Source organism: Comamonas antarctica (assembly GCF_013363755.1).
In the GTDB taxonomy this organism is placed as follows: Bacteria; Pseudomonadota; Gammaproteobacteria; order Burkholderiales; family Burkholderiaceae_C; genus Comamonas; species Comamonas antarctica.
Genome location: NZ_CP054840.1, coordinates 2,766,868 through 2,779,717, shown reverse-complemented (window position 1 = coordinate 2,779,717; position 12,850 = coordinate 2,766,868). Strand labels below are relative to the sequence as shown.

Below are 12,850 nucleotides of genomic sequence, written 5' to 3'. Positions count from 1 at the left end.
GGGTATTTTGCCCGAATCGCCATCAGGACGAGCCGGCCCGGGCGGATACCCCAGCCGCTGCTAGGCGGACTTTTGCGCCACCGCGCGGTCCGCCGGCGCGGACCGGGCCGCGCGTGCATCGGCATCCCAGTGGACGAACTGCGGGTAATAGGTGGCCACGCCCGGGCCGTTGAAGTCCCACCCCAGGCACTGGCCCAGATGGCGCGGCGGCTGCTCGGGGTCGTCGCCGGCAAAAACCCCGGGCATGGACTGGAACGCGGCCGTGGCCATGTTGAACAGCAACTCGCGCAGATGGGTGCAACTGGCCACGCCGCCCAGGTGTTCCTGGATGGACTTGCGCCAGCCGCGGCCCATCTGGCAGCCGACCATGCGCTGCAGCGCGGCATTGGCCTCGGGGCAGTGGCCCAGGGGATGCGAATCCATCGCCACCTCGATGGCCTGCACGCGCAGCGTGGTGTCGACGGTGGCGCGTATCCACATGTGGTGGATGGCCGTGCCCGCGGGCACGTGGCGGTTGCCGTGGAAGACCTGATCGGCCGCCTTGCTGTCATGCAGCTCGCCTTCGATGTCCCAGAGCCCGTCGGGGCGGGAGAAGCTGCGGTAGCGCACGTCGCGCAGGTGTTGGGGACGTCGGTCGGGAATTTCGGTCAGGGGCATCGTGGATTCTTCGGGAGCGGGCGCTGCGCAGCAGCTGCCGGATTCCCGACCGTAGCGAACAATTGCCCTGCCGGCAAGCATCTGCGCGTCTTCAGTGCCGCGCTGCCTGCGCGCTGTCGCGCAGCCGCGCCAGGTCGAGGATCTCGAGCTTGCCGCGATACAGGCGGATCATGCCGCGCTGCTGCAGGTCCTGCAGGATCTGGTTGGTGGTCTGGCGCGACAGCGCGAGCATGCGCGCCAGCTGCTCCTGCGACAGCCGCAGCACGCGGCGCGACTGCGTGGTGTCCAGGCGCAGGCCGTAGTCCTCGGCCATGGTCGCCAGCCGCCGTGCCACGCGCTGCGGCGCGGCCAGCACCGACTGGTCCTCGAGCGCGGCCACCGCCAGGCGCAGCTTGAGCGTGAGCAGCAGGGCCATCGGCCGCCAGTGCTCGGGGTGCTGGTCCAGCCATTGCAGCAGCGGCGCCTGCGGCACCTGCAATACCCAGCTCGGCTCGATGGCATGCACGTCATGCGAGCGCGCCGATTCGTCGAACAGCGACAGCTCGCCAAACCATGCCGGGGCTTCGAGCAGCGTCAAGAGCTTGCCATGCGGGCCTTCGCTGGCGCTGGAGATGTGCAGCGTGCCGCGCAGCACTGCATACAGCCCGCCGGGCGGGTCGCCGCGCAGGAACACGGCTTCGCCAGCCGCGAGTTGCCGGATGCGTGCCAGCCCCGTGAGCTGCTGCGCCAGCGCCCGGGGCAGATCATGGAACCAGCGGCCCGAACGCAGGATGATCAGGTGCTCGGGCAGCAGCGGCGAAAAGGTGATGGCAGGCACTGGTGTCAGCATCGCGGCAGGCATGGCGGAGGATGGGACCATGCTATTGACGCACGCCCGGCGTGGTTTCCCGCCGCAGGGAAACCCTGATTCCGGCGCGGGACGCTGCGGCCGCGGGGCAATTTGCCGGCGCATCCCGAGGCTGCGCCTAAAATCACGGCCAATCCCGCTGCGGGCCGTCCATTTCATTCAACTCCTCTATCCATCATGTCCTTCGACAAAGTCACTCCCGGCAAGAATGCTCCCGACACGTTCAACGTGGTCATTGAAATCTCGGCCAACGCCCACCCCATCAAGTACGAAGTGGACAAGGAATCGGACGCGATCTTCGTCGACCGCTTCATGACCACGGCCATGCACTACCCCACCAACTACGGCTATGTGCCCCAGACGCTGTCGGGCGACGGCGATCCGGTCGACGTGCTGGTGATGACCCCGTTCCCGCTGCCCCCGGGCGTCGTGGTTCCCTGCCGCGCGCTGGGCATTTTGATGATGGAAGACGAAGCCGGCGTCGACGGCAAGGTGCTGGCCGTGCCCACCGCCAAGATCCTGCCCCAGTACGCCAAGATCGAATCGATCGCCGACATTCCCGAGATCACGCTGGCGCAGATCTCGCACTTCTTCGAGCACTACAAGGACCTGGAAAAGGGCAAGTGGGTCAAGGTCCAGGGCTGGCAGGGCGTGGACGCGGCCAAGAAGGAAGTCTCCGACGGCATCGCCAACTACCAGGCCTGATGTTCTGCTGCACGCGCCTCGGGCCACGGGCGAGACGCGCGTGCGGTCCGGCGTTCCGGCGTTCCGGCGTTCGAGCGCTCCGGCGCTGCGTCCACAGCGTGCTGCCAGCAATGGCAGCACGCTGTTTTTTCATGGGGCATCCGCCTGTGCAAGCCATTCGGCCGCGGGCGGGTGAGGGGATGGCATTCGAAAAAGAGAGTTGGAAATGAAGTTGGCTGATATGCGGCTGGGAATGAAGCTGGGGCTGGGATTCCTGCTGGTGGTGCTGTTGACGGTGGCAGTGGGCGGGCTGGCGCTTTGGCAGTTGCGCAACATCAATGCGACGGCGAACTATCTCGGCAGCCACGCCCTGCAAAGCGTGTCCGATACCGGCGACATGCGCGTCGAGTGGAACCGGCTGCGGCGCCTGGACGCGGGCTTGCTGTCGACGACGAGCCAGGAGGAAGTCGCAGGCCTGGCTTCGCGCGTGCCTGCGGTGATGGAGCTTCTGACGACGGCGGAGCGCTCGTTCGACGCGCTGGAGCACGACGACGAGGAGCGCGCGCTGATGACGCAGTACCGCGCGGAACGCGAGACCTATCTCAACAGCCACAAGGCCTTGTTCCAGGCGGCCAAGGAAAAGGATTACAGCCTGGCCGAGCAGGATGCGCTGCTGGGCGACGCCGTGACCAATCTCTATAACGGTGCTTCGGAGGCAGCCTTCGTGGCCGTTGCCGAAACCGTGGGCCGGCTCAATCAGATGAGCCAGCAGCGTGCCAAGAGCGCCCAGCAGGCCGCCGCCGCGGCCTACGATACCGCGCGCGTCTGGCTCGTGGCCGGCGTGGCGCTGAGCGCGCTGATTGCCGCCTTCTTCGGCGCGCTGGTGACGCGCTCCGTCGTGCGCCCGGTGCGTGAGGCGGTCGATGCCGCCAACCACATTGCCCAGGGCGATCTGTCCCGCGACATCGCCTCCGGCAACCGCGACGAGATGGGCGAAATGCTCCAGGCGCTGCAGCGCATGCAGACCAGCCTGGCGCAGACCGTCAACAGCGTGCGCAGCAACGCCGAAGGCGTGGCCACGGCGAGCGCGCAGATCGCCTCGGGCAACAGCGACCTGTCGGGCCGCACCGAGGAGCAGGCCAGCGCGCTCGAGCAGACCGCGGCCTCGATGGAGCAGCTGGGCTCCACGGTGCGCCAGAACGCCGACAACGCGCGCCAGGCCAACCAGCTCGCGCTCAACGCCTCGTCGGTGGCGGTGCAGGGCGGCGACGTGGTGGCCCAGGTGGTGGGCACCATGAAGGGCATCAATGACAGCAGCCGCCAGATCGCCGACATCATCGGCGTGATCGACGGCATTGCCTTCCAGACCAACATCCTGGCGCTCAATGCCGCCGTCGAAGCCGCGCGCGCGGGCGAGCAGGGCCGGGGCTTCGCGGTGGTGGCCAGCGAGGTGCGCAGCCTGGCGCAGCGCAGCGCCGAAGCCGCCAAGCAGATCAAGGCCTTGATCACGGCCAGCGTCGAGCGCGTCGAGCAGGGCACGCAGCAGGCGGACCTGGCGGGCGAGACCATGACCGAGGTGGTGGGCGCGATCCGCCGTGTCACGGACATCATGGGCGAGATCAGCGCCGCCAGCAGCGAGCAGAGCACGGGCGTGGCGCAGGTCGGCGAGGCGATCACGCAGATGGACCAGGCGACGCAGCAGAACGCGGCGCTGGTCGAGGAAAGCGCGGCGGCCGCCGACAGCCTGCAGCGCCAGGCGCAGGAGCTGGTCGCGGCGGTGGCGGTGTTCCGCGTGGCGCAAGGCCTGGCGCCGGCCGCCGCGGCGCAGCCTGCACCGGCGCGCACGGCTATTGCTGCGGCGCGCACGCTGCGTGCCGACCTGCCTGCGGCGGCTGTGCCGGCGCGGCCCACGCTGGCAGCGGCAAAGCCTGCCGCGGCCCAGGCTGCCAATCCGGTGGTCCCGGAAAAGCCCGCGCCCGTGGCGCCGCGCAGCGGTTCCACGGACGGCGATTGGGAAACCTTCTGACCAAGATGTCCCTTTGCATCACTGCACCGCGTTGATTTAGTGACAATATGTAATCCGGACGGCGGGGGCGACAGGCCCCCGTCGCCGGCATCCAACCCAAGCGAGCCCCCATGCTTTCGAATTTCTCCTCCTCCGGCGCACAGCGCTCGCGTACCTCGTCCACGGCCCAGGTGGCCAAGGCCGAGTTCCTGACCTTCCAGCTGGGCCAGGAAGAGTACGGCATCGACATCCTGCGGGTGCAGGAAATCCGCTCCTACGAAACGCCTACGCGCATTGCGCATGCACCGGATTTCATCAAGGGCGTGGTGGACCTGCGCGGCGTGATCGTGCCCATCGTCGACCTGCGCATGAAGCTCGGCTGCCCCACGGTCGAGTACACGCCGTTCACCGTCGTGATCATCCTCAACGTGGCCAACACCGTGCTAGGCGTGGTCGTGGACTCGGTGGCCGACGTGGTCAACCTGGAGCTGGATGCGATCCGCCCCACGCCCCAGTTCCAGTCGCAGGTCGACGAAGCCTTCATCAAGGGCATTGCCACCGTCGACGAACGCATGCTGATCGTCATGGACATCGAAGCGCTGCTGAGCTCTGCCGACATGGGCTTGCTCAAGGCCGCTGTCGGCTGACATCCCCGGCCTGCACGCAGGCCTTGCCTTCCTTACATTCGACTCCGGCCTGCACTGCGGGACCGGGGCATCCCACAGAGACAGGGACTCCATGCGCTACGCTCACCTGAAGATCGGCACCCGCCTGACATTGGCGTTTTCGGTGCTGTTGTTGATTACCGCCGCCCTCGCCGGCATGGGCGTCTGGCGCCTGGAGGCGCTCAAGAGCGCCAACCAGGCCATCGCCACCGTGGAAATGCAGCGCAGCCTGCTGTCGCAGCGCTGGGCCTCGTACATCGAGATCAACTGGGTGCGCACCTCGGCGCTGATGCGCAGCAGCGACCCGGCGTATCTCGCGGCCCTGCGCAAGGACATGGCCGGAGCGACCGACAGCGTGAACCAGATCCTCAAGCAGCTCGACGCCATGCCGCACGACGCCGAGACGCCGGCGCTGATGGCCGAAGTCGCGCGCCAGCGCAAGCTCTACTCGGATCTGCGCAGCGACCTGCAGCGGCGCCAGGCCCAGGGCGACGACATCACTTCGGCGCTGGACAACGACCTGCGGCAACGGGCCGACAACTACCTGCAGGCCGTCAGGCGCGTGACCGATGATGCCGCGCAAAACCTCGCCAAGGTGCAGACCGCTGCGGGCGAATCGGCCACCGCGAGCCAGGTGGCCTTGACGGCGGGCGCGGCACTGGCGCTGGTGCTGGGCCTGCTGCTGGCCACGCTCACCACGCGCTCCATCACCCGGCCCGTGCAGCGTGCGGCCGAAGTGGCCGAGGCCATCCGCAACGGCAACCTGACATCGCAGATCGATGTGACGGGCAGCGACGAAACCGCGCAGATGCTGCGCGGCCTGGCGCAGATGCAGGAGAACCTGCGCAGCATCGTCGCGCATGTGCGCCAGGGCTCCGAAGCCGTGGCCACGGCGAGCGCGCAGATCGCCTCGGGCAACAGCGACCTGTCGGGCCGCACCGAGGAGCAGGCCAGCGCGCTCGAGCAGACCGCGGCCTCGATGGAGCAGCTGGGCTCCACGGTGCGCCAGAACGCCGACAACGCGCGCCAGGCCAACCAGCTCGCGCTCAACGCCTCGTCGGTGGCGGTGCAGGGCGGCGACGTGGTGGCCCAGGTGGTGGGCACCATGAAGGGCATCAATGACAGCAGCCGCCAGATCGCCGACATCATCGGCGTGATCGACGGCATTGCCTTCCAGACCAACATCCTGGCGCTCAATGCCGCCGTCGAAGCCGCGCGCGCGGGCGAGCAGGGCCGGGGCTTCGCGGTGGTGGCCAGCGAGGTGCGCAGCCTGGCGCAGCGCAGCGCCGAAGCCGCCAAGCAGATCAAGGCCTTGATCACGGCCAGCGTCGAGCGCGTCGAGCAGGGCACGCAGCAGGCGGACCTGGCGGGCGAGACCATGACCGAGGTGGTGGGCGCGATCCGCCGTGTCACGGACATCATGGGCGAGATCAGCGCCGCCAGCAGCGAGCAGAGCACGGGCGTGGCGCAGGTCGGCGAGGCGATCACGCAGATGGACCAGGCGACGCAGCAGAACGCGGCGCTGGTCGAGGAAAGCGCGGCGGCCGCCGACAGCCTGCAGCGCCAGGCGCAAGACCTGGTCGCGGCGGTGGCGGTGTTCCGGCTGGCGCCGGGCCAGGGGCTGCGCGACACCGCGCCGCCCGCGGCCGTGGCCCGGACCACGGCGCGGCCCGCAGTCTCCGCGGCTGCGCCCAGGCCACAAGCCGCGCCGCGCGCCGCGGCGCCGGCAGCGGCGGCTGCGCGGCTGCCGGCGCACGCGCCCAAGCCATCCGCCAGCAACGACTGGGAAAGCTTCTGACGCTGCTTGCGTCTCGCGGCCCAGGCCGGCGCGCAGGATGGCGACATGCGCCGCGCACGTCCAAGCGCCAGTCCCAGGCGCTGGTTCCAGGCGCTGGTTCCAGGCGCTGGTTCCAGGCGCTAGTCCGAGGCGCTAGTATCGGGGCTGTGCATGCAGCCCGGCCAGTGTGCGGTGCGCCGCCCCGCGCGGCGTGCGCCATCGCCAGGCGGCAGCGACCACTTCCTCAAGGAGTCTCGCCATGGGTCTGCTGGGCATCGTCTGCGCGCTGGGATTGTTGATGTGGCTGTCCTTTCGCGGCTGGAGCGTGCTGGTGCTCGCCCCACTGGCGGCGCTGCTGGCCTGCGCCTTCTCGGGCGAGCCGCTGCTCGCGCACTGGACGCTGACCTTCATGGCGGGCGCGGCGGGTTTCATCGCGCAGTACTTTCCGCTGTTCCTGGTGGGCGCGATCTTCGGCAAGCTGATGGACGACAGCGGCGCAGTGCAGACCATTGCCGCCGCCATGACCGACTGGCTTGGTGCGCGGCGCGCGATCGTCGCCATCGTGCTCGCGGGAGCGCTGCTGACCTATGGCGGCGTCAGCCTGTTTGTCGCCTTCTTCGTGCTGGCGCCTATGGGCCACGCGCTGTTCCAGGCCGCCGGCGTGCCCGCGCGGCTGATGCCGGCGGCCATCGCGCTGGGTACCTCGACCTTCACGATGTCGGCGCTGCCGGGCACGCCGGCCATTCAGAACGCGATTCCGATGCCCTTCCTGGGAACCACGGCGTTTGCCGCGCCCGGGCTGGGCCTGCTGGCCTCGGCGGTGATGCTCGGCTGCGGCCTGTGGTGGCTCACCGCGCAGGAGCGCCGCGCCCGCGCGCGCGGCGAGGCCTATGCGCCACGCACGCCGTTCGGCAGCGGCGCGAGCGCGGCGCTGGTGCGCGAGCGCGGCAGCACCGCCGCGCACTTCGACCCCGCCGAGATGCACCAAGGCGCGCGCCATGCGGGCGCCGCCGGCCGCTCGCGGCGCGCGCTCGCCCTGGCCGTGGCGCCGCTGGGCAGCGTGGTCCTGGTGAACCTGCTGGCGGGCCTGGTGCTGCTGCCGCGCGCCGACCTGGCCTATCTGGCCGCGCCGCGCTTTGGCGCCACGGCGGCGCACGAGGTGGCTGGCGTCTGGTCGGTGCTGCTGGGGTTGTTGGCCGGCATCGCCGTCGTCTGGGGGCTGTTCCGGCGGCGGCTCGAGGATGTGCGCGCCACGGTCGATGCAGGCGCCAACGCCGCCGTGCTGCCGGTACTGTCGGTCGCCAGCCTGGTCGGCTTCGGCAGCGTCGTCGCGGCGCTGCCGAGCTTCGCGCTGGTGCGCGACTGGATCGTGACGCTCGATGGCGGGCCGCTGGTGTCGATTGCGCTGGCCACCAACTTGCTTGCCGCATTGACCGGCTCGGCCTCGGGCGGGCTGACCATCGCGCTCGAAGCGCTGGGCAGCGGCTACCTGCAGATGGCGCAGGCCGCGGGGCTCGATCCCGCGCTGATCCATCGCGTGGCGGTGATCGGCGCCGGCACGCTCGACAGCCTGCCGCACAATGGCGCGGTGGTTTCGCTGCTCGCGGTCTGCGGCTGCTCGCACCGCGAGAGCTACCGCGACATCGTGGTGGTCTCCATCGTCGGCGCCTTGCTCGGCCTGCTGGTGGTGCTGCTGCTGGGCAGCCTGTTCGGCAGCTTTTGAGCGGCGCCCGTCAGCCCGCCGCCGGGTCCGCCTGGCGCAGCGGACTGTGCGCCTGCAGTTCCTCCAGGTAGGCCTGCACGCCCGTGCCTTCGCGTTCGAGAAACCGGTCCACGGCGTCGGCAAAGGCCGGGTGCGCAATCCAGTGCGCACTGGCCGTGGGCGTGGGCAGCAGCGCGCGCGCCATCTTGTGTTCGCCCTGCGCGCCGCCTTCGAAGCGTTCGATGCCCTGGGCAATGCACCATTCGATCGGCTGGTAGTAGCAGGCCTCGAAATGCAGGCAGTCGACGCGCTCCAGCGCGCCCCAGTAGCGGCCGTAGGCCACGCTGCCGGCGCTGGCGGATCCGGCCACGCACTGCGCCGCCTGGCCGTTGAGCGCAATCAGGCTCGCCGCAATGCGCCGGCCGTCGAGTTCGGCGATGAACAGCAGCCAGTGCTGCGGCATCTGCGCGGCCATGGCGGCGAAGAAATCGCGCGCCAGATAGGGTGCGTTGCCATGCTCGTAGTAGGTGCGCGCATAGCAGGCGTAGAAGAAATCCCAGTCGGCGGCCTGGATCTCGGCGCCGCGCAGCACGCGGAATGTCACGCCGGCCTCGGCCACCTTGCGGCGTTCCTGGCGGATCTTCTTGCGTTTTTCCTGCTGCAGCTGCGCCAGGAAGTCGTCGAAATCGCGCAGACGGCGCGCGCCGGTGCTGTCCGACACGCGGTTGTGCCAGTGGAACTGCACCCCGCCGCGCTGCATCCAGCCGTCGGCGCGGCAGGCCGCCAGATCGGCATCTTCGGTGAACAGCGCATGGATCGACGACCAGCCATCCTGCGCCTCGACCCAGCGGCGCACGGTCTGCGCCAGCAGCGCGCGCGTGGCCGCATCGCGGGCCAGCAGCCGCGAGCCGGGCACGGGCGTGAACGGCACGGCAATCACCGCCTTGGGGTAGTACTCGAGGCCATGCTCGGCATAGGCGCGCGCCCAGGCCCAGTCGAAGACATATTCGCCCGAGGAATGGTTCTTCGCGTACAGCGGACAGGCCGCAACCAATGCCTCGCCTTCCCACAGCGTGATGAAGCAGGGCTGCCAGCCGGTTTGCAGCGTCGCGCTGCCGCTGGCTTCGAGCGCCGCGAAGTACTCGTGGCGCATGAAAGGCGTGGGCACGGCCTGCTGCGCCAGCAGCGCATTCCACGCCGGCGCAGGGATCTGCTGCACCTCGGTGAACACGCGGGTGATAATTGCGCTTTCAGCCATGCCTGCTCCCGGCGCCCGTGGTCCGCGGGGCAGCGCTTTTGCGATGGGCCTTGCCGGCCTGATTCCTATCCATGACGTTCTCCATCTGCACTGCTCAGCGCAATTTTGTTGTGGGCGACCTGCCTGGCAATGCGCAAAAAATCATCGATGCCGCGCGTGCGGCCCATGCGTCCGGCGCGCGACTGCTGCTCACACCCGAGCTCGCGCTGTGCGGCTATGCGGCCGAGGACCTGCTGCTGCGCCCCGCGTTTCTCGATGCCTGCGAGCAGGCGGTGCATACCGTAGCACGGGAAACCGCCGGGCTCACGGGCCTGGCGATTGTCCTTGGCCATCCACGGCGTGCGCCCGGTGCGCGGCTGTGCCACAACACGGCCAGCGTAGTGCGCCACGGCGTGATCGAAGCCAGCTACGCCAAGCAGGCCCTGCCCAACTATGGGGTGTTCGACGAGCAGCGCTATTTCACCCCGGGCGTCGCGCCCTGCGTGTTCGAGGTCGAAGGCGTGCGCATCGGCCTGCTCATCTGCGAGGACGCCTGGCTGCCCGATCCGGCGCAGCAGGCGCGTGCCGCGGGCGCGCAGCTGCTGGTGGTGATCAATGCCTCGCCCTTCCACGGCGAAAAGGCCTCCGTGCGCGAAGCCATGCTGCGCGAGCGCGTGCAGGACACCGGCCTGCCCGTGGTCTACGCCCATATGGTCGGCGGCCAGGACGAACTGGTGTTCGACGGCCACTCGTTTGCCTTGAATGCCGATGGCACCGTGGCGGCGCGCGCGCCGGGTTTCGAGGAAAGCCTGATGCCGGTGCAGGTAGAGACAAGAGAGGGGGCGCTGCAGCTGCAGGGCGAGGTGGCCGCGCTGACCGGTGCGCACGAGCAGCTGTGGCGCGCGCTGGTGCTGGGCGTGCGCGACTATGTCGGCAAGAACCGCTTCCCCGGCGTGCTGCTGGGGCTGTCGGGAGGCATCGACTCGGCACTGGTGCTGGCCATTGCGGTCGATGCGCTGGGCGCCGACAAGGTGCGCACGGTGATGATGCCCTCGCCCTACACGGCCGACATCAGCTGGATCGATGCGCGCGACATGGCCGCGCGGCTGAATGTGGCCTACGAGGAAATCGCCATCGCGCCGCAGTTCGAGGCCTTCAAGGCCGCGCTGGCCGCCGATTTCGCGGGCCGGGCCGAAGACACCACCGAGGAAAACCTGCAGGCGCGCATCCGCGGCACGCTGCTGATGGCGCTGTCGAACAAGTTCGGCGCCCTGGTCGTGACCACGGGCAACAAGAGCGAGATGGCCACGGGTTACTGCACGCTCTACGGCGACATGGCGGGCGGCTTCGCGGTGATCAAGGACTTGGTCAAGACCCAGGTGTTTGCGCTCGCGCGCTGGCGCAATGCCAACGATCCCTTCGGCACCGGCAGCAATCCGATACCCGAGCGCATCATCACCCGCCCGCCCAGCGCCGAACTGCGCCCGGACCAGAAAGACCAGGACAGCCTGCCGCCTTATGAGGTGCTCGACGCGATCGTCGAGCGATACATGGAAAATGACGAGTCCGTGCAGGACATCGTTGCCGCGGGCTTCGCCGCCGCCGATGTCGAGCGTGTGACGCGCCTGATCCAGATCAACGAGCACAAGCGCCGCCAGGCGCCGATCGGCGTGCGCCTCACGCGCCGCAGTTTCGGCAAGGACTGGCGCTACCCGATCACCAACCAATTCCGCGCGTGATGCCGAAGGGCGTGGCGCCAACGTCTTCCCATATCCAGGAGTTCCCCATGAAAATGATCACTGCCGTCATCAAGCCCTTCAAGCTCGAGGAAGTGCGCGAAGCGCTGGCCGATTGCGGCGTCACCGGCCTCACGGTCACCGAGGTCAAGGGCTTTGGCCGCCAGAAAGGCCATACCGAGCTGTACCGCGGCGCCGAGTACGTCGTGGATTTCCTGCCCAAGGTGAAGATCGAAGTGGTGGTCAAGACCGAAGATGTGGACCGCTGCGTCGATGCCATCGTCAATGTGGCGCGCACCGGCAAGATCGGCGACGGCAAGATCTTCATCACGCCCGTGGAGCGCGTGGTGCGCATCCGCACGGGCGATCTGGACGCATCGGCGATCTGATTTCTGCAGGCCGCGCAGGCACAGCTGCCCCGGCAGGCTCATGCGAACGGTCAAATACCCGTTCGTGGTGAGCCCTGAGCCTGTCGAAGGGTCGAACCATGAACGGCCTGTGCTCGAGGTGGCCAAGGGCTTTTGCAAAGCCCCACCCGCACCTCAAATCACTTCGCGCAGCGCCTTGGTCTCGGCGGCGGTACCCGCCGCCTCCACCAGGCTCGGCAGCAGCACCGCCGCATCGGCATGGGTCTCGATCAGTCCCATCTGCCATTCGCCCATCAGCCCGCTTTGCACGCTGGTGCCGAGGAAGGTCAACAGGTTGTCGTAGTAGCCATCGGTGTTGAGCAGGCCGATGGGCTTGTCGTGGTAGCCGAGCTGGCGCCAGGTCCAGACCTCGAACAGCTCCTCGAAGGTGCCAATGCCGCCGGGCAGGGCGATGAAGGCATCGCAGCGCTCGGCCATCATGGCCTTGCGTTCATGCATGTTCTGCACGATGTGCAGCTCGTCGCAGGCATGGTTGGCATGCTCCTTGTCGACCAGCGCCTGGGGAATGACACCGACCACGCGGCCGCCCGCGCGGCGCGTGGCCTCGGCCACCGTGCCCATCAGGCCGCTGCGGCCGCCGCCATAGACCAGCTGTCCGCCGTGCTTGCCGATCCATTCGCCGACCTGGATCGCGGCTTGTTCGAACAGCGGATTGACGCCCGGGCGCGAGCCCAGGTAGACGCAGAGGGAAAAGGCGGGTTTGGAAGAGTTCGTCATAGGAATTTCAGGTAGAGGGCGGACAGCCAGGTGCCCGCGCACAGCAGTACGGCCAGCAGCACCGCGGCGCTGCCCATGTCCTTGGCGCGCTTGGACAGCGCATGCCATTGCGGGCCGATGCGGTCGATGGCGGACTCGACGGCGCTGTTGAGCAGCTCGACGATCAGCACCAGCAGGACGGAGCCGATCAGCAGTATGCCTTCGCTCCAGCTGCGCGCAAGCCAGGGCGCGAGCGGAAGCAGCACGATCGCCGCGACCGCCTCGGTGCGGAAAGCGGTTTCGCCCCAGCCCGCGCGCAGCCCCTGCAGCGAATAACCGGTCGCATGCCAGATCCGCCGCAGGCCGCGGCGGCTTTTCTGGGGGTTGCTTTCCTGTTCCATCGCGCGCGAGGATAA

The 12,850-nt window shown here is 68.7% G+C and carries 12 protein-coding genes; 7 read left to right on the top strand and 5 right to left on the bottom strand.

Annotated features, from left to right (window positions below; translation table 11 throughout):
- Positions 1–60: 60 nt before the first annotated feature.
- Together HUK68_RS12830 and HUK68_RS12825 are read right to left on the bottom strand one after the other, a co-directional pair.
- Positions 61–657, bottom strand: coding sequence for a DUF2889 domain-containing protein (locus HUK68_RS12830; RefSeq protein WP_175504512.1), 597 nt, complete (start codon positions 655–657; stop codon positions 61–63).
- 91 nt (positions 658–748) lie between these two features.
- Positions 749–1,486 carry a Crp/Fnr family transcriptional regulator gene (locus HUK68_RS12825; RefSeq protein ID WP_175504511.1) on the bottom strand — a complete coding sequence of 246 codons (738 nt, stop codon included), beginning with the start codon at positions 1,484–1,486 and terminating at the stop codon, positions 749–751.
- A 195-nt stretch (positions 1,487–1,681) separates the two neighbouring features.
- On the opposite strand from HUK68_RS12825, the gene ppa reads away from it, so the two are divergent.
- The 5 genes from ppa to HUK68_RS12800 all read left to right on the top strand — a co-directional run bounded on the left by ppa (position 1,682) and on the right by HUK68_RS12800 (position 8,358).
- Positions 1,682–2,209: an inorganic diphosphatase gene (gene ppa, locus HUK68_RS12820; RefSeq protein ID WP_175504510.1), complete on the top strand. Its 528-nt coding sequence runs from the start codon at positions 1,682–1,684 to the stop codon at positions 2,207–2,209.
- Between the two features lie 205 nt (positions 2,210–2,414).
- Entirely contained in the window at positions 2,415–4,214 is a 1,800-nt protein-coding gene (locus tag HUK68_RS12815) for a methyl-accepting chemotaxis protein (protein ID WP_175504509.1), read from the top strand.
- Between the two features lie 110 nt (positions 4,215–4,324).
- Positions 4,325–4,840 (top strand): chemotaxis protein CheW, encoded by a 516-nt coding sequence (locus HUK68_RS12810; protein WP_175504508.1) that lies wholly within the window; start codon positions 4,325–4,327, stop codon positions 4,838–4,840.
- Between the two features lie 91 nt (positions 4,841–4,931).
- A complete protein-coding gene (locus tag HUK68_RS12805; RefSeq protein ID WP_175504507.1) occupies positions 4,932–6,656 on the top strand; it encodes a methyl-accepting chemotaxis protein in 1,725 nt (574 codons plus the stop codon).
- 238 nt (positions 6,657–6,894) lie between these two features.
- Positions 6,895–8,358 (top strand): GntP family permease, encoded by a 1,464-nt coding sequence (locus tag HUK68_RS12800; RefSeq protein WP_175504506.1) that lies wholly within the window; start codon positions 6,895–6,897, stop codon positions 8,356–8,358.
- Positions 8,359–8,368: 10 nt separating this feature from the next.
- Here the strand turns inward: HUK68_RS12800 and HUK68_RS12795 are convergent, their stop codons facing one another.
- Positions 8,369–9,595, bottom strand: a complete 1,227-nt coding sequence (locus HUK68_RS12795; protein ID WP_175504505.1) for a GNAT family N-acetyltransferase — start codon at positions 9,593–9,595, stop codon at positions 8,369–8,371.
- Between the two features lie 71 nt (positions 9,596–9,666).
- Here HUK68_RS12795 and HUK68_RS12790 point away from each other — a divergent pair, with 71 nt between their 5' ends.
- Both HUK68_RS12790 and HUK68_RS12785 read left to right on the top strand, forming a co-directional pair.
- On the top strand, positions 9,667–11,313 hold the full coding sequence (locus tag HUK68_RS12790) for an NAD+ synthase (RefSeq protein WP_175504504.1): 1,647 nt from the start codon (positions 9,667–9,669) through the stop codon (positions 11,311–11,313).
- A gap of 47 nt (positions 11,314–11,360) precedes the next feature.
- Positions 11,361–11,699 (top strand): P-II family nitrogen regulator, encoded by a 339-nt coding sequence (locus tag HUK68_RS12785; protein WP_175504503.1) that lies wholly within the window; start codon positions 11,361–11,363, stop codon positions 11,697–11,699.
- A gap of 153 nt (positions 11,700–11,852) precedes the next feature.
- Here HUK68_RS12785 and HUK68_RS12780 read toward each other — a convergent pair whose 3' ends face one another.
- Entirely contained in the window at positions 11,853–12,455 is a 603-nt protein-coding gene (locus tag HUK68_RS12780) for an LOG family protein (protein ID WP_175504502.1), read from the bottom strand.
- Positions 12,452–12,835, bottom strand: a complete 384-nt coding sequence (locus HUK68_RS12775) for a diacylglycerol kinase (RefSeq protein ID WP_175504501.1) — start codon at positions 12,833–12,835, stop codon at positions 12,452–12,454. Before HUK68_RS12775 ends, HUK68_RS12780 begins: the two co-directional genes overlap by 4 nt.
- Positions 12,836–12,850 lie beyond the last annotated feature (15 nt).